At 58.0% G+C, this 17,851-nt stretch carries 13 protein-coding genes and 1 pseudogene; 4 read left to right on the forward strand and 10 right to left on the reverse strand.

Annotated elements, in window-relative coordinates:
- Positions 1–173: 173 nt before the first annotated feature.
- From V1289_RS13305 to V1289_RS13315, 3 genes and pseudogenes are all read right to left on the reverse strand, one after another.
- Positions 174–866: pseudogene (locus V1289_RS13305) on the reverse strand (transposase); the annotation flags it as partial.
- Between the two features lie 19 nt (positions 867–885).
- Complete coding sequence (locus V1289_RS13310) at positions 886–1,527, reverse strand: DUF1109 domain-containing protein (RefSeq protein WP_334397369.1); 642 nt, start codon at positions 1,525–1,527, stop codon at positions 886–888.
- Positions 1,528–1,722: 195 nt separating this feature from the next.
- Positions 1,723–1,971 (reverse strand): hypothetical protein, encoded by a 249-nt coding sequence (locus V1289_RS13315; RefSeq protein ID WP_334397370.1) that lies wholly within the window; start codon positions 1,969–1,971, stop codon positions 1,723–1,725.
- A gap of 129 nt (positions 1,972–2,100) precedes the next feature.
- Here V1289_RS13315 and V1289_RS13320 point away from each other — a divergent pair, with 129 nt between their 5' ends.
- Genes V1289_RS13320 through V1289_RS13335 form a run of 4 tightly spaced genes read left to right on the forward strand, consistent with a single transcriptional unit; the run spans position 2,101 to position 4,681 of the window.
- Complete coding sequence (locus V1289_RS13320; RefSeq protein WP_334397371.1) at positions 2,101–2,406, forward strand: BufA1 family periplasmic bufferin-type metallophore; 306 nt, start codon at positions 2,101–2,103, stop codon at positions 2,404–2,406.
- Between the two features lie 37 nt (positions 2,407–2,443).
- Positions 2,444–3,367 (forward strand): MNIO family bufferin maturase, encoded by a 924-nt coding sequence (bufB, locus tag V1289_RS13325; RefSeq protein ID WP_334397372.1) that lies wholly within the window; start codon positions 2,444–2,446, stop codon positions 3,365–3,367.
- Positions 3,357–4,163 (forward strand): HvfC/BufC N-terminal domain-containing protein, encoded by an 807-nt coding sequence (locus V1289_RS13330; RefSeq protein WP_334397373.1) that lies wholly within the window; start codon positions 3,357–3,359, stop codon positions 4,161–4,163. The genes bufB and V1289_RS13330 overlap by 11 nt, the downstream gene beginning before the upstream one ends.
- Complete coding sequence (locus V1289_RS13335; RefSeq protein WP_334397374.1) at positions 4,160–4,681, forward strand: DoxX family protein; 522 nt, start codon at positions 4,160–4,162, stop codon at positions 4,679–4,681. Before V1289_RS13330 ends, V1289_RS13335 begins: the two co-directional genes overlap by 4 nt.
- 656 nt (positions 4,682–5,337) lie before the next feature.
- Here the strand turns inward: V1289_RS13335 and V1289_RS13340 are convergent.
- From V1289_RS13340 to V1289_RS13370, 7 genes are all read right to left on the reverse strand, one after another.
- Entirely contained in the window at positions 5,338–8,001 is a 2,664-nt protein-coding gene (locus tag V1289_RS13340; protein ID WP_334397375.1) for a DUF2235 domain-containing protein, read from the reverse strand.
- A gap of 356 nt (positions 8,002–8,357) precedes the next feature.
- Positions 8,358–9,134, reverse strand: a complete 777-nt coding sequence (locus V1289_RS13345; protein WP_334397376.1) for a hypothetical protein — start codon at positions 9,132–9,134, stop codon at positions 8,358–8,360.
- Positions 9,122–10,447, reverse strand: coding sequence for a transporter substrate-binding protein (locus tag V1289_RS13350; protein WP_334397377.1), 1,326 nt, complete (start codon positions 10,445–10,447; stop codon positions 9,122–9,124). The genes V1289_RS13345 and V1289_RS13350 overlap by 13 nt, the downstream gene beginning before the upstream one ends.
- A 482-nt stretch (positions 10,448–10,929) precedes the next feature.
- Positions 10,930–11,199, reverse strand: coding sequence for a hypothetical protein (locus V1289_RS13355; protein ID WP_334397378.1), 270 nt, complete (start codon positions 11,197–11,199; stop codon positions 10,930–10,932).
- Between the two features lie 216 nt (positions 11,200–11,415).
- A complete protein-coding gene (locus V1289_RS13360) occupies positions 11,416–11,820 on the reverse strand; it encodes a L,D-transpeptidase (RefSeq protein ID WP_334397379.1) in 405 nt (134 codons plus the stop codon).
- A 135-nt stretch (positions 11,821–11,955) separates the two neighbouring features.
- Positions 11,956–12,429 carry a hypothetical protein gene (locus tag V1289_RS13365; protein WP_334397380.1) on the reverse strand — a complete coding sequence of 158 codons (474 nt, stop codon included), beginning with the start codon at positions 12,427–12,429 and terminating at the stop codon, positions 11,956–11,958.
- A 75-nt stretch (positions 12,430–12,504) separates the two neighbouring features.
- Positions 12,505–17,841: a hypothetical protein gene (locus tag V1289_RS13370; RefSeq protein WP_334397381.1), complete on the reverse strand. Its 5,337-nt coding sequence runs from the start codon at positions 17,839–17,841 to the stop codon at positions 12,505–12,507.
- Between the last annotated feature and the right edge of the window lie 10 nt (positions 17,842–17,851).

The following is a 17,851-nucleotide window of genomic DNA, read 5'->3' on the forward strand; positions in this document are numbered from 1 at the left end:
TTTCCGGCGGTGCATCTCCTTCTTCAGTATGTGCGCGCGTCGATCAGTCAAGTCCTGGCATGAGGTTACCGATCGAAGAAACCGCCGATGCGTCCAAAACTTCCAAATCAAACTCCCTTGATCATATCCAAATTCCGTCCTGTCGGGAACTGCCGTCGGCCAGCCTGCACAATTTAGACCGTACGCTCTAGAAAGCAAGATCGCGCGGCCGCTTTTGGGGAAACAGCGGAAGTTCCTCGTAACCGTCTCGCGGACGCACGAGGTTCTCTTGCGAATTGGCGGCGCCTTACTGTTGCTCGGCGTAACTTCGGGCTCAGAAAACGAAAGGGGATAATAGAGTACTGCAGAACTCCAACCTGCATCTCGCAGGTTGCAAGCGGCAGAGCTTGAAGAGCTGATGTGAAGACGGCGCGTTGCTTGAGCCGCCATTTGCGGATGAACGCCTTGTGGCGGGCCTCGATCTCTTCGCAGGTTGTCGCGTAGATCATGTCGCTGTAGTCGGCGGTGATCTCCTCATGCAGGCGCTCGGGGGCGTGCGCCAGCAAATTCCTGTGCTTGTGCACCGCGCAGCGCTGGACCGGCACGCCGTCCCACACGGCGGCGATGGCCTTGTCGAGGCCCGGCGCCCCGCCGACGATGAGGAACTGGGGCTTGGGCAGCCCGCGCCGGACGAGATCGTCGAGCACACTGCGCCAGGCCTCGGAGCTCTTGCCGCCCATACTCTTGATCGCCAGCAGCACTTTCTGCCCATCCGCGCGCACGCCGATGACGACCAATAGCGAGACGGAGGTGGCCTTGCGGTCGAGCCGGACGCGAACGACGGTGCCGTCGGGGATCAGGCGCACGATCCGCTCCTCCGCGAGCGAGTCACGCGCTTCACGCAGATCACCACCGAAAAAGTCGGGCCAGGATCGAACGGCCGAAAAGTGTCACGATACCGCACCCGACTGAGTACCAGACCGCGATGTAGAGCGCATCATCGGATGGACACGCGAAAACAAAGATGAAAGCTCCCCACGCTGCAGATCCAAGCGCCGCTGCCAGCGAAGTTCCGAACCGATCCGTCGGAGCGCCCCGTCGAATGAGAACTCCAAGCGCAACGACGGAAGGCACGGAAAGCACCACCATTTTCCACGTGCACTGAATACCCATTTCCCAATCGAGTCGCTTCAACAACTCACCGAAGCCGTCATGCATCGAATCGACAAGCCACCCCGTGGCGAAGACGGCTGCGATACACATCGCTAGCCATCGCAGACCTGCTCGTGGAGATCGGGTGGGGTGGGCCGACAACAGGGCGACGGTCGCGCTTGAAACAGCAACTACCCCCATGCTCGCCATCTTCCACCAGAACGATGGCATGTGCATCGCGTGATGCATGTCAGGCCGCATCAGCCCAGCCCCAAAAAAAGCAGCAAGCTCAACAACGGCAACGACGCACAGAACGATGGCATCGCGGAGTGCGCTTTGGGGCCGCACAGGCTTCAGATCACGAGACAGTGCCTCGACAAGTGCTTCAGTTCGCATCGTTGTTTCCTGGGGCCGTAGCGGCAAGTCGCCGAAGGCCGCGCCGGATATTGACCTTGACCAACAGTTCTGACCGGTCGTTCGCTCTTGCAGCGCTTTCGACGCCACGTCGTTTGAAGAACACCTAACCGGCCATAGCTACTTCACCACGGCCGGCAAGCCCAATAGAATCCAGGTACCCAACCATGTCCGTCCTCAATCCCCTAGATCGAGTAGCCGGATGCTCCAGCGCACGACCGCGCTGAAACTGTCCGGCTTCTTGAGGTAATTCGTCGGCACAAGCCGCTTTGTTACAGACGGCGGCATCGGCTCGGGTCGGAAATCGACCTCGAGCGGAGGCCAAAGCCCCGACACGCCGCTTCTCGCCGTATAGGGCCTCGGCGCACGTTGACGAACTACGTCATCGAGGTCGCCAAGACGGATGTCGACTTCCTGGTGGTTCACGCTCGCCAGGCCGCCTGATATCCGTTCACCGATCCGTGAGCGGCACACGGTGTAACGAAAAGCTGCAATCAACCGAAGAATCGTCGTGCCGCTAAATCGGCGCGCAAAAACCAACATGGAGTATGCTTGATGTCCGCAAAGTCCGCTATCAGCTCACTGATCCTCGCCGGCGCTGTTTCCAGCGCACTCGCCACGATCGCCGTCGCCGCACCGCTGACCAAGTCCGAAGAGCAGGCTGCCCTCGCCGCCCACAAGGTGAAATGCTACGGCGTCGCCCTGAAGGGTCAGAATGATTGTGCCGCCGGCCCCGGCACCACCTGCCAGGGCACCTCCACGACGGATTTCCAGGGCAACGCCTGGAAGTTGGTCCAGGGCGGGACCTGCGAGTCGATCGTCCTCCCGAACGGCAAGCATGGCTCGCTGAACCCGATCTGATCCCCACACTGCTGCAACTGGAAGGCGGAGAGACGCCATGAAAACGAACATCCCCCCGATAGCCGTTTCCTCTGCGCACCCTCTCCGCTTTCCGGAACACCCCATCGCCGGCCAAGCGGGCACAAGCTTCAAGCACGAGCACCTTGCAGCGATCATGGCGGACGGCAAGCCGAAGGGCTTCTTCGAGGTCCACGCCGAAAACTATATGGGAGCCGGCGGCCCGCCGCACCGAGCGCTGGAAGTAATCCGCCAGGACAATCCCGTTTCGCTCCACGGCGTGTGCATATCGATCGGCGGACCACAGCCGCTCGACCGAGACCACTTGGCTCGGTTCAAATCGCTCGTCGAGCGCTACGAGCCGGCACTTGTCTCTGAACATCTGGCTTGGTCCACGCACGAAACCACTTTCTTCAACGATCTCTTGCCGCTGCCCTACACGGAGGATGCCCTCGCGCGTGTCTGCGCACATATCGATGAAGTTCAGGAGGCGATCGGCCGGTCGATCCTTCTCGAGAACCCGTCGACCTACGTCACCTTCCGTGAATCGACGATGAGCGAAACGGGCTTTATCCGCTCGATTGCTCGACGGACCGGATGCGGGCTTCTTCTCGACGTCAACAACGTTTTCGTGTCGGCGACAAATCACGGCTATTCGGCGCTCGACTACCTGGCTGATTTTCCACTCGAGAAGGTGGGAGAGATCCATCTCGCGGGGCATGCGGAACAGACCGATGATGAGGGCGAGCTGCTGTTGATCGACAGCCACGATGGGCCGGTCGCGGATGCGGTCTGGAAACTGTTCGAAATTGTCATCCGCAAATGCGGTCCCGTCCCCACACTGATTGAGTGGGATAGCAACATCCCCGACTGGCCCATCCTCAAGGCGGAATCAACCGCCGCGCAGTCGATCCTGGACCGCTATGCGGGTACCTCCTCGCTGGATCAGAGCCATGCAGCTTAGCCGATTTCCTAACAAGCGAGTCCAGAAAGCGCCGACCTATGCGGCCGCCTTCTCGCCAGGGCTCATCAAGCCTGAACGGGCGACCCCAGCACTCGTCTCCGGCCCAAACGGGAAAGCGGCGGTGAAGCGGTACAACGTCTATCGCAACAACGTGACCGTCAGTCTGATCGACGCGCTGGCGGCGATTTATCCTGCCGTCCAGCGCATTACCGGAGTGGAGTTCTTTCGTGCCATGGCGCGGTTCCATGTTCGAGAGACACCGCCGACCTCACCACTCCTGTTCGAATATGGCCGTGATTTTCCGGCCTTCATCGAGACCTACGAATTTGCGCAGACCATGCCCTGGCTTGCCGACACTGCTCGCATCGAGAGAGCCTGGCTCGACGCGTATCACGCGGCTGACGCCACTTCACTGGCACCCGATCGACTCGAGTCTGTTCCGCCGGACCGCCTAGCCGACCTTACGTTCGTCCATCATCCGGCGACACACATCGTCAGGTCCGAATACGCAGCACTCACAATCTTTTCGGCAAATCGCAGCGCGGACTCCGTCGGCCAAATCAATGCTGCCGAGCCAGAAGACGCCCTGATCACTCGAGCCGAGAACGAGGTCGAGGTTCGTCACCTTCCCGATGGGGGGGCGATATTCCTTACGGCGCTAATGGAGGGCAAGACGCTCGATCATGCAGCAAACGCTGCTTTGGAGGCCGTAGCCACTTTCGACCTCTGTGCCAGCATCTCAGGCATGTTGGCTGCCGGCGCTTTTGTCGCTGCCGAATTCGGAGACGAGCCATGACCGCTATAGATCAACCCTTGGCCAGCATTGACAGATTCCGCGGGATGGCCCTTTTGACCGACCGCGCCAGCCTGTTGGTCCGCACGATCGCACAACCGTCCTTGGCCCAACTGTTACTTCGCGTCGCGCTGGCTGTGCCGTTCTGGCGCTCGGGCATTCTCAAATGGGATGGCTTCTTGCAGTTGAGCGACGCTGCGGTCACCCTGTTCACCGACGAATTCATGCTCCACCTTCCTGGAGGTCCCTACCCTTTTCCGGCCCCAACCGTGATGGCGTTTCTGTCGGGCTGCGGGGAGATCATCTTCCCGACCCTGCTTGTTCTCGGTTTCGTCACCCGGTTCGCTGCCTTGGGTTTGTTCTTCATGACGGTGATCGTGGAGCTTACCGTGCCGGACGGGTGGCCGGTCCACATCACCTGGGCTGCGATGGCCCTGGGGATCATGGCATGGGGACCAGGTCGCATATCAATCGACTACGTCATCCGCCGTTTGTTGGGCCTCCCGACGACGATTCGGTGATCCGTGGCAGCTTGATCGAACATCCTTGAGGAAGGGCGCCGTGCGCCGAAAAGCCTGACAGTCCACCATTCGGGGAGTTTTGGAGATTATCTGCTTCTGACTGTCGATGATTGCCAACACCCAGCCGCGCGAACGAGTAGACGCTCGATCGCGGGTGCTATGTCGCACCCAGGGAGGAGAAGTGCGACAGACGCGAAAACTGGTGAAATCTAGAAAGCCAACTCTTCGTCTCCTTCACAGCCTTTAGGGCATCGACCGTGAGCGCGTCAGGGGTTGGCAGGTCGATGCATCCGAGGCGTCGGAGGTTGCTCTATTCTGCCGTTCAGTGAGCCCTACTTTTCCGTACTTCGAAAGGATCGCCCGATCGGTACGACACCATGCTTGGCAAACCATTATCGACCACGAGATCCCGTTTGCGTATGAACGGCCGCTTTGCGTCAGAAGCGGCCACCCAACAACTGATAAGGTTTCTGCGAAAAGCTTATCAGTCGACAAACTGACTCCGTTTCGTATGAAATCTTATCAGTCGATAGACTGACTCCATTTTGCTCGAAGGCTTAGCCTTCATCGAGCCGTGACTCTTTCCGCCTCGCAATCAGCTCGCGGTCGTTGTGCGACAGAGTCGCAGGAATTTTGGTCGGTCCATCAATCAGCTTTTATGATAGCTTTTGGATAGCCACCTTGAATCCTCCACGTTGGGAATAGAACGCGCCATACAGACCGGGGACTCCAACAACCATATCATTTACGTAGAGGAAGAGGGGCCCCCCTCTTTCCGGTGAGAAGCTCTCGCTGCCAACCCAAGGCAACGTGCGTTCTTCGCTTCTATTCGCGTCCACCCGCGCCGTAACAGAAAAAAAGGGCTCCGAAATTACTCGCCTAAATGGAAATGCAAGAAACTTCTTAATCACTCCATAATTTGGGAAAGGTGAGTTTTGAGGCAAACGTTTTAACTGCTTTTCAACCGAAGCCAGCTGCTTCTTGTTCAAAGATTTCACAGGCTCGTTCTCAGCCTCGTCCCACACCAGCCAGAACGCATATCGGCTTCCTTGAACCAGATTGATGTCCGTAAGCTGACAGACTGACGAGTACTGAAGGAAAACAACTCTAATTTCGCCTTCCGCGAGAAAAACATCTTCATTGGCATTATTCGCCATACATACTTGGCCGAATTCACTAAGGAGGTTGAAAAAGAAACGGTTGAGAAGCCCAACCGAATTTAGGAGCACGAGAGCCGCGAATGCTGCCGGCAGCGCTTTCGAGGTAACCCACCGATAGGCCCTCACCAGGCGTTCCGAATTTCTCACCCTATTAGCGAAAAGGAGTGCAAGTCCCCGAGGCTCTTCTGTCATCTCTTCTCTGAAAAGGCGACGCAACATAAAAACCGAGAACATCGAGTACGCAAAAATGCCCAAGAGGACCGCCCCAACTATCACTCTCGCCAACGCGCGAATTGCTTGAAATAACGAGCATAGCCAGTCATTCTCGGCGCAACTCGGCTCATTCAGCTGGAGATAGAGAACGAGCACGAGCAGCCCGCCGCCAGCAAGCCCCGACCACCAAGCCGTAATCCGTCGCCATCGAAAACTCTGTTTCACCCACTCCAAGCGAAGTTCGCGCCAAGCTGCGCTATAGCTTGCGAAGGAACGATCATTGATCCGACGATCGATAAGTTTTCCACAAAAGATGCAGACGATCAGAAGAAGCAGCAATGTGAGGAAGTTGCCCGGATCCGCTCGCAAAGCACTCAACCAAGGAGAGGCAGCGCTTGGAAGTGCCGCGTCTAGACTGCTGGCCAGCAGATCGACTGCAGGCCGCCAGAATGACTCGATTGCACCAGTCAAACCCGGAAAGCCAAATGCTGTTGCGGGCATGGCAAACACGTACCAGCTCGTCAAAAGCGAATACTTCGGTGAGATTAGAAGCGCGGCTGTAGCGAACAACGTTGTAAAATAAGCAACGCGACGCCACCACACAGTATCCCAAGTTAATGCCTTGAAATGAAGATCCGGACTCTTGACGCGCGCAAGCACCTCGCTTCCGCGAGGCGCCTTTCCAATTTTTGGATAGCCTTGCGATGATATTTCCAGTCCAGCATATTCGTCTAACGATAGTATATTTTGTGAACATTTCTTGCCGGACTGAATATCAGCCCAAGTTTCTTCGACGATAACACGCACGGGCGCCGGTAGTGCCAACGGCGCATAGGTATCAGTCCCCGTAACCATTCGAACGAAAACGGCTTCATGAACCTTCGGAAATGGAATGCAAGCTAGCTGCTTATCTCGTGGAGGTCCAAGGTGCCGCGGCTCGTACCGATAGTAGCTAGCAAAGCCGGACCTGGAATCGTACAGCCTTCCCTGAGCAAGTGCGCTCTGCTCGACGTCCACGATTGCTGACTGCTTGAACACGAGCCCATGTTTTGCAGCCTCCTTCATCATCCAATTGAGGGGCACCAAACTCAGCGCATCATCAGGATAGCCGCCTCCGACATTTGCATGAACTCCGGCAAAGAAAACTTGCGTTAGCTTCTCATCATCCGTTCTCGATGGAAGTTGGTCTTGATACACTTGATCGCCCTCATCCCAGAGCAGCGGATGGAACGTAGTTCGCTTGTCATCGATGCCAATAGCGTGACAGGCCTTATCTACCCGCTCATCCAGATAACGATCCTCAAGCGCCAGCGGCCATATGTATCGATCAATCCCCATTTTCAGTTCATCAATTGGGATCCCATAAGCATCAACGGTGTCCCAGACACCTAGAAATGCAATCTTGATCGTTCGGTCGACCTTGATTGACTGTTTGCTGACACAAAAAATGAGATTCAATATCACAAAAAAAACGTCTCTGATCGCCCGCCCTATGGTTGCGAGACCGAAACGTGTCTTTCTCTCGCGCCTAAAATTGCGATACAGCTCTCTGGCCTTCCACCTCAGATCATCGTCCGAATGGAAGTTCGTTATCAGACCTTGTGACAAGATCAGCTTCACGAGAACTCGTGCAGTAAAGGCGCCGCGGCTGAATCCGAAAGCATATATTTGATCGCCCGGCCGATAATTTCGGCAGATGAACATAAAGAGGTCGATTACGTTTCGTTTTAGTCCCCACCCAACCGCGCCCCCGAGCATTGCAAGTACTTTGTAATTCGACGACCCAACGCCATCATCGTATTGTGCAACCTGTCGAGCCCCTGCCGAAAGGTCCAGTGCTTGGTAGAGGCGCCATACGTTTGTTCTGAAGATTTTCGCCGCGAAATTGCCCGTGCCGTCTGAGAGCACAACGATCTTTTTTCCAGTCGAAATAAGCTCTTGATCCAAGATGACCCCCGCCCAGATCGTCAGACACTATATCTCATAAGTTATTCGGATTTCGATTGCACGCGATAGTTGTTTAGGGTTCTAGAGCACGATCTTATCAGACCTAATGGCAGGTGCTTCGAAAAACTCTGGCCGCCCGCTTTCATAGAAAATATTGAAGGATCGCCCATCGTCATTGCGACGTGCCACGTCTTTTAGAGCAACTGATAAGCTTTGACGTGAAAGCTTATCAGTCAGCTGGCTCACTCCGTTTTCGGCGCGCGCCAACGTGAGGCAGAACTCATTTCTCTTGCGGAAACGTTGATTGCGGCGCGCGAAAACAAAGATCGATTGGGATGGCACCCTCCTTATGGCACCTATTCTCGGGCTCCGGGGGTGCAATCCCTTACAAAAAGAGCGAATGGCCCTTTTGCGTTGCTTACGAATTGATCGTCGACCGGAATGCTGCAGGACGCAGAAAAGAGAATCTTTTTACCAAGCGTGCTCGCATTGAAGGTCAATCTGATTTCGCGAACGGCTCCGGTTCCGATAAGACCCTTGAAATCCACGAACTTCAGAAAATTCCTTCTATCTGCGACGGGTGCACTGCCTTTTGGACCGGCAATAATTTCGAGGCGCGGATAGAACTCTATCTCCTTTGCGACCGCAGCGCCGCCCTCGACCAGAAGCGGAGCTGCTGGGGTTCGCTTGGCATCGGAGATAGAGATCTCGCTGAAGTACTGCCATGTGAGGTGAACACTCTTTTTGGACGTCCCGCGGTCATCAAGAAGCGCAACCTCGGTTGTGATCGAGTCAAGCACATAAGAATGCGGCGCGGAGGCGCGGTTTACAACCGAAACAGGACCCGCACGCACCAATAAGTTCTCATCCGAATCACAAACCTCACCTTTGTCTGTCTTTGACCAGTGAGCACACCAGAACTCCACGGTCTGCGGTGCGACTATTTGCGGGATGGGATGCAAAAGGAGCTTGTCAGTGACGGTCCAGAGAAAGGTTGCAATTGATACAACGAGAGCAAGCAGGGCCCCCCAATCACCAATTTCGACTCCAAGGAGGCGAACTTTCCCGTCCTCGACCGCGAAGGGACCAAATGTCCTCAACTCTGGCTGCGTCCTGTCGTCTACTGAGGACATGCGCCACTCCTTGGGCAAGTGGGACACGTCGCAGCGATAGCTTGTGGGCAGGCTCCAGATTTCGGGCACGCTGGACAGTCCGGCTTTTCGTCAGACCTTGTGTCGGAAATCTTTGAGAGCACGCTGATGCGCCCGTCCTCTTTAATTTGACTGATGAAGACAGGCTTGGTCACGTGGTGGTTTGGTAGCATCCTGGATATGCTCCCGCTAAGGTTCTGCACCTCAATGCCAGGCAGTGCTGCAATCACTTTATCTGGATCGGTCGAACGCACTTTTTCGACAGCCTTGACCCACATGGCGAAGCCAATGAAGTCGGACTCCATCGCTGCACTGCTCAGACGTTTCGGGTCCTTGGTGAATTCACGCCAGCTCTTAATGAATTCGCCGTTTGCGGGGCTCTCGACCGACTGAACGTAGTTCGACACTATGAGATGTCCGACTAGTGGTTTGAACTGGATTTGGGGAAGTTGATCCTCGTTCATCGAGATAGTCAGCACTGGCACGTCCTGCGGTTTGACACCTTGGGACTGCAGCTCCCTGTAGAATGCCGCGCCCGCATCGCCGTAGGCTGCCAAAACCACCGCCGTTTTTTTGCCTGCAGAACTAAACGTCCTGATTTCAGCCACCCGATTCTGCCAATTGTCATTACCTAGCGGAGTGTAGTTGATGGAGATGTCCTGATCCGCGACTCCCTTAGATTTCAGGTATTCCTTGAGAATCGTGTGAGTCGTGCGCGGATAATTGGAGTCGGTGCCTTCCAGAACCCACCGTCCTATCCCCTGATCCTTCATCAGGTAGTCAACTGCCGGGATGGCGAGCTGGTTGGGCGCACCTCCGGTGAAAAATACATTGTGCACTGGAGAGAAGCTCTCAGGCGACGGATAGAACAGAATGCTGTTGAGCTCCTTGAAAACCGGTTGGACCGCCTGAAGTGAAACGGCGGTCCAGCAGCCAAACACAACAGCGACGTGGTCCTTTGTGATCAGCTCCCGTGCTTTTTCCGCAAACAAGGGCCAGTTCGACGCTGGATCGACCACTACCGCTTCAAGCTTCTTGCCGAGCAAGCCTCCTTTTTTGTTCTGCAGGTCGATGAGCATAAGCATGGCATCTTTCAATGGGGTCTCCGTTGGTGCCATTGCCCCGGACAGGGAGTGCAGAATACCGACCTGTATGGTGTCCTCAGCCTCCGCACGATTTGCGAACAGAAACGCGACAATGAATGCCAGTAAAAGCGCAGTTTTGGAGCAAAACGCAGACACACGGGCTTGCGGGGTGTGTTTGGCAATCACTGAATGTCCGGACCTGATTGTCATTTTGCTGTGCTCCATGGTCGAAGGCGTGCGTTCCTGGCGACTAGCTGCAGGATGCGGTCTGTTCCGGTTATAAATGCCTATCCGCGGCCTCTGGGATGCCCAGCCATACACCTCGGCGTTTGTTGATCGCGTGGATCTCGTGCTCGAAGATTTCGTGAAAATCTTTGACGCGCATTGATCGCCCCGATCCAAGCAAGCTCCCGACAACCCGCCTGATTGTTTACAACTATACCGCGAAATGTTAAATGGAGATAGGGAGAACGGCCGCCGAAGCCAGCAAGGATCGTCGGAGCAGCCAGTTGCGAAAAAACCGGATATCGGCCTCGCGATCGGGCTCGTGCTAGCAAAGTAACTGATAAGGTTTTGCGTATTTGCTTATCAGTCGCGACTGACTCCATTTCTGCCAAAACCTTATCAGTCGGGAACTGGATAGCTTTCGCGACTTACCTTATCAGTCCGCGAACCGACTCCGTCGCCGTCGCTTAAGCCGGAAACGTAACGATGTTGTTGTTAGTGTTTGGTACCGGCGCGTCGGGACAGAGCGGCTGACCATTCGCGTCCAGACATCTGATCGTACCGTTGCCGGTCGCATCCAGGAAAACCGGAAATTGAGGGGACATATCCTGCGGATTGAGATTGAAGGGGGAGCCGCTCACTTCACGACTGCCGTTGCCGAACAAATCAAAAACACTCACTCGATAGGCGGTGTCGGCCGACACATTCTGGACCTGCGCGAAGATTTGACCTGCCATTTTGTACCTGCTTGGACGAATGTCCTTTGACTAGATTTGACTTTACGGGCGATTCCGCGAACCGGGCTGGGTCATGCATGGCCGTTCATTACGCGGGCGGCGATCTCGTTATGGCGTCAACTGATAAGCTTTCGAGCTCTCGTATCGGACTTGGACACGGCATATCGCGGAGGCGAACGCACTGAGCTGTAGAAAAACCGCGCTTCCGACCTTGCCTCAAACAGACACCAGCACGTTTAGAACGGCAGGTCGATCTGCCATATCCGTGCTGTTCCACTTAGCCCAAAACGCACGGGCGTCGGAGTCCACAATGCCAACACAGCCATGTGTACCAGGCAGTCCTCCGTCTGGATGAATACCGAACCCCTTGCGATCCGTATCGAAATTTGGTTTCAGCCGAATGAAAAACCCAAGTTTGCCCTCACCATCGATAATGTACATATCATCATCCGGCGGAGCAATTGAGACTTGGTCCTTAACAACCCCATAGTCACCGGTTGGTAGTGTTCCGTTGCCGAATGGCCCACTAGCCACAACCCAACTATCGGCATCCCAGTTCAACGTACCTTTCGAGGCCGTTCCATTGGCTGAATATTCGGTGATCAAATACTTAAAAGACACTAGATGTTCTCCTTGATGAAGCTTACCGGCGCGCAAACAAGATTTCGTCCGGAATAAAGCGCAGCTGGGTGGGCAGCAACTGCAGTTCATTGTCTATTTGATAGCGCCTACCTATCTCGAGCCGAACTCCCGCCCTCATTGGCAAATGACGCTGCTACCGCTCATCGTGCAGGCTATGGCAATGCCGGTGTTTATGCCAAGGGTCGCGTCCCAATCGGGACGTGCATCGTAGTTCGGCTCGTTACAACAAGAGAACCGCCGGGCGGTGTTGAACTTGTAGTATGCACGCGCTGTCCCGTCCATTATCTGTTGGCGCGCGATCCGCTCGTTGTCTTCGTCCCAGGATATGGTCAGCTTGTTGCCGTCAGAGCCCACCGCCATCAGGCTGAAGCCGTCCGGCGCCTGTAGCACGCGAGCGACGCAGGCGCCGTCGCGGTCAAGCAGGGCGACGAGATCGGGCGGATAGCTGGCGGACAACGACGCCTTCTTGTTCGCCAGTAGCGCGGGATAGCGCGCGTCGCCTTGACAATAATCCGGACCGCACGAACAAGGCTGGGAATAAGCCAAGGGCGATACGATCATAAGAAGGATCGTCAGTATCAGTCGCATTTCATACCCCCGTCATGGTTTGCCGCATTTCGATCCGCCATCCCGCATATCTGGAAGGCGATGACCGCCGACAACTCACTTTACCGAAATCTTTTCAAAGAACGGAACTCTCGCGATGAACCTTGGACCGGACTGTAGAACGACCTCGTCCTTCAGCAAGTCGGTGAGCTTGATGGGCTCTTTGGGATAGGTGGCCGGCAATCGCTCTTCGATCTCCTCCACGATTGCCACAAATTGGCCGGGGCCGAGGTCGTTCAAGCGCGACTGCGACATGGTGACGGAAATCGACCACACCATTTCGCCATCTTCGATGGTCCCAGTGTCGAAATTGGTCGTTCCGCTGGGGAACACATCTGCCTGACGCCTGCCGAAGTTGTCGTCCTCCGTTTCGTGCACCACCTTCAGGACCATTTTCGGGACCTGTAGACGGTTCCAAACGGCTCGGCGGGCAGCAGCCGCCGTTGGATCCTTCGGATCGTTGAGCAGGAACTCGGCCGCGTCGTCCGGAAGGGGTTTGATGCCATCGCTCGCCTGGCCGCGGACGACGGCTTGCAACGCGATGTCGCCGTTCTTCGCTGGCCGAGGCTGTATGCTCAACGTCCTGCGCGGCGGCAGCTGAGTCCACACCCGCACGGGGGTCGAAACCTGGAGTTCGTCGCTGACCGCGTTCGGCTGATAGCGCACGAGGCCCAGGCGGATGAAAGGATCGGTTGCGCGGGCAGCATCCATCGCGACGTCGACGAACCATTCTTCGGCGTCGATATCGAAATAGGGCTCGAAGGTCAGCAATGCGACCTGCAACGTCGCCGAGTTGGCATCCGGGGTCCCGTCCGCGGAGCCCGCCGGCTTCGCCACGCTGACGGGCATGCTGACGCTCGGAACATATTTCGGGTCGTGCGCCTGTGGTTCACCCGCCTCCGCCGGATTGAGGCAGGCGAACGCGGTCGGGGGCATGAACCAACCCTTCTGCGGCGTCGGGTCGGAACGGATCGGGTCACCTCCCCACCGCGAGATGTATTGGCCGCCATCGCCCAGGTCGGCGTCGATAAAATCGTTCAGCGTCATCGTCCGGCCGCCGAATTCGACCGTGTTGTCCTCCAGATCGTTCGGGTTCTGATTCACCTGCTTCACGATGTTGGGCGGCCACAGGACGATGCCGATGCGCTCCCCCTCGCCGGCGGAAAACATCCCCCGATCGAAACGCAGCCTGACGCCACATTTGCGAACGAGCGTCTGCATCGTGACGCCGCCGTCCTTTTCGGCGGAGCGTCTGATCGCGAAGAAAGGCGTCGGTGTCCTGACGGCAGCAGGCGCCGGGCGTACGGTCGCTTGGCTCCACGCTTCGACCGCGTCTCCGGTTTTGCGTTGGTCGCGGTCGTGCAGCGGCTGGCGGCGGTGGAGCAGATGTTCGTTGCCGTCCTCGGAAAACATCGGCGCGGTTTCGAAGGTCCGTGCAAAGCGGGAAACCGCAACGGCGTACAGCTTCAGGTGCCGCCCGCGGGTGTCGGAAATCTGGTGCGGTCGCGTCACCCCGACCGTGCGGGTCGCGACTTTGTTGCCGGGTTGGTTCGGATCGCCATCCGAGGCGACGGGGATTTCGATCGGCGTCGCGTTGCGGGCGGCCCAGTCCATCGCGGCCAAATCCAGGCGCGCCAGACGAACCTTGGACGGGTCGGGATCGAGGAAGATTTTCGGCCCCAACGCAGGATTAACCGCGGAACGAGGATCGGGCAGATTCTGAATGCGGAGCAATGTAACCACTTCCGGCAGAAGCGTGGTCTTGCCGTTGACATCAACGTCAAATCCAAACACTGCGCGTTTGCGCTTGTATTTGCGCGTGCTTTCGCCGCTGAGAATGGTGGGCCAACGGCCTGCCCGCTTGGCGAGCACGCCCCGCCCGCGGGCGGGGTCGTCGAACGGCGTGCCGCTTGGGTTGACCGCCTCGGCGACGATATCGACCGCGTCCACCTGCTCAAGATCAACCAAAAGCTCTCCCGTAAGCAGAAGCGTGGACGACCCCGCAGCAGACGTGACCGGAGGCGCCGGGCTCGTTGCGCTCGATGGATCAGGGCGCAGGATCGCGATTTTGGCGAGCGAGACGGCGTTCTGCGGCGCGCTGACCGCGTGCTCGACGCGGAGCGTCGTCGTGCCTGCTAGCTCGCTGAGCTGCCATCGGTTTTGGACGCAATCGAGTAGCTCCCCGGCAACAGCGCCGAGGCCGTTGTCGTCCGGTGGCGCATACCCGCCAAGCCCTGACCGGGCGGCAAGCTTCACGTTGGCGACCGCTGCCGTCAGCTTCGCTACCGGCGCCCCGCCACAGGAGAGGCAAAGCGCGTTGGCAGCCGCCGGCGAACGCGTAGCCAGAAGATTTTGAACTCCCATCACTTCGGGCAGGGAAAACCATTGCGCCAGTTTCGCCTCGCTGGGCAGGCAGGTCGCTTCAAGATCGAATTGTTCTCCCGGTGCGAGCACAACCCGCAGATGGCGCGCCCGAACCCCGGCGCCAAGTGTATCAGGCCCGATTACGCCGCCCTCGCGAATGCGGACGATGTCCTTTGGATTTCCCAGCAATACTTGGGCTACGGATTGCGCCGGCTTCGGGCGCTGCTTGTTGACTTTCTCCACCGTGACCACAAGCGGCAGCGTGTTCGGATAGTCGACATCCACACCGTTCGGGTACAGTTCGACAGGTACGTTGCCTGTCAGGTACTTGTCCGATCCGGTGACGCGCAGTCGCAAGGACATTGTCTCCGCCACGGGGTCGGGCAAATAGGCGCGGCCGGCTTCGCGTTTGACGGGCGTCCTCAGCGGATGAAAGATGGTGGCTCCCAAACTGTCGCCGTCGCTCGGCGCCACGCCGGCCTTGCCGGGCTCCCGGCGATAGATGAGCCGATCGGCGTTGAAGCCGGCGTTCCGCTTGACCACGGCTACCGGGAAGGACTCAGATTTCTTGTCCACATGGAATTCCACGTCCAACAGTCCGCCGCCGAGCCGTTGCAGGGCCGTGCCGGGATTGTCGAAAACTCCGTGGCGAGCGCAAAAGTCCACCCCCGCCCTGGGCGCTATGAAAACGCGCATCGTGGAATCGGGGCGAGCCCGTTGCGCAGGTTTGATGTAGTCGGGACCGGGCGGATTGGCGTCCATCTCGCCGGAATCTGGCGCGGTCGCCGTGCGCACGACGGCCCGGCCGGGGGACTCAAAACCCATTTCGGCATTGCTTCCCGTGACCAAATGGTCCGGTAACATCAAGATCGGGGCGGCGATAGCTTCGTGGCGCAGAAAACGGCGCGGTTTCAATCCGTTTTCATCGCTAGGAGGCAGCGTCGTCTTACCGCCCTGCGCCTCATGCCAACGTGTTGCTTCGTCCAGACTCGGCGAGCCGCCTCCCAGGAATTCAGAGCGAATTGAGAAGATGTAACCAACGCCGTAACGTAGGGGCGGCGGACGCAAGCCGGGAAGATCCGACGTCGGCAGATCGTAAGCCCGTTTGACCGGCAAAACCTCGCTTCCCGAACCGTTCGCCGTGGACTTGCACGCGAGTGCCGCAAGTGGCGTTCCATCCCAGGACTGGAATGCCTCCTCGACAACGGCCTCGACGTTGCGGTTGCCGTCCGGATCGGACTCCTGCTCCCCGACGAGCGGCATCGAGCGCGCCACGAGTTGAAAAGCCGCCTCGTCGAGAATCTTCCCTTTTCGCATCCGATCGGCGACGATCGCATCCAGGCGATCTTTCGCCGCCGGCAACAGATTGGTGAACTCGACGAAGCGATACATCAGACTGCGCCATTGCACGCTCTTCTGTTTCGGACCCACCGCCATGACATCGAGGCGCCGGCCGATTGTCAGCTCTTCCGCGTACAACACCACCGCTTTGTTGAGACTGCGCGCTTCGCGTTGATGATTGGCGATGGCAAGGTCGCGCGCGGTTTGTGCCGCACGCCCGCTGTCGAGCAAGGTCCACCCGATCGTTTGATGGCGTTCGCCTTTGTCGACGGTCTCGATGCCGTCGAGCGATTCCGACACCGCACCGCGCACGGCAAGGGACGTCAGGTAATAGCGCGGCTGAGGATTGAGCCGATCGTAACCCTGACCGAGGTCGAAGACACCGTGAATCTGTTCTCGGGTGAGCGCGACCGAGGCATTCGTGCCCTCAAAGCGAGGCGCCGGCCAGAAGCGCTCGGTATCGTCTTTCCCGTCCCGCAACACGTAGCGCGCCTTTGTCCAGATCGAACTCGGCGGGTCGCCGGCGGCGAGCCAAATATCGCCACCGGTTTTGATATCATTCGGAATGTCGAACTCGATATCGAAGGCAAAGCCGAACAGGCGCGACAGGATCGGATCACCCTGCAGGCTGTAAAAGATCGAAATCAGCGTCGCCTGCGAGTCGGCCGGCGGCGCCTTCGGTTTGGCCGGCGGCGCACCCGCCACGGCAGCCATTGCGGTCGCGGCGGAAGAATCACGATGTTGGGTCGACCATTGAGCCCAGCTGCCATAAACGTGCCCGGCACGCGAGGGCGGAGCGGCAGCGGCCGAATTGCCGGCCGCTTGCTTGCCGAGCACCTGTGCCGCCGACGCGATCGGCAGCCGGACCGCAGCCGGTGCTGCTGCCGCGGCTGGCGGTGGAGCCGCAGCCGCAGCAGCGGCCGCAATGGGGTCGCCGAGCACAGCTTTGACTTTGTCGAAATGATCTTTACTTCGCTGCCGGTCGGGATCGGTGCCCTTGACCGAGTCATTCAATCGTTCCAACAGCTTCGCTTTGCGCTGACCGGCGAACTTCGCGGGGTCCGGGTCCGGGACTGCGGTATCCAGGAATTCGTCCTGGTCGCCCGGCAAATAGGGGCCGATCGCCAGCTTGCGGGCCACGCGTTGCGCGCGGGCGGCCACCGTATCGATGGCGTAGCCTGTTTGCGGATTGGGAACGACACCCTTTACGATCGTCTTTTTAGTGGGGTCATGCGGCAGGGCGACGATCGCCCCGTTGTTGAGGAGCGCAGCCTTGCTGGTATCCGATGGGTAGGCCGGCTGGAGATCGGCGGAGCTCTTGTGACCGCTCGCGCTTCGATCGATGTCGGCGAGGAGCGTCTGCCATGGATTCGGATCCCCGGCGCCAATGATCGCCGTCCGCCAGAGCGTGTTGACGTCGTTCAAACCTTTCTGCTCGTCGGCCAGAGCCGTAAAACTCGGCTTGTTCAGGCGCGCGGGCGAAGTCACGCCATTGCTGGGATCGGTCAGGCTGTACCAGACTGGAAACTTGTCCGGTTTGGCAAGGCTTGCCAGATGCTTGACGATGTCGCCCGGCCATGTCGCGAGATTTAAATCCGTAGCCGCGCCATCAGCCGGCGATTGCGGGGTGACGATCAGCGTCGCCTTGACGCGACCGTTCCTGGCAACGCCGTTGGCGACAACACGCATGTAGGCAGCG

Source organism: Bradyrhizobium sp. AZCC 2289 (genome assembly GCF_036924615.1).
Taxonomy (GTDB): Bacteria; Pseudomonadota; Alphaproteobacteria; order Rhizobiales; family Xanthobacteraceae; genus Bradyrhizobium.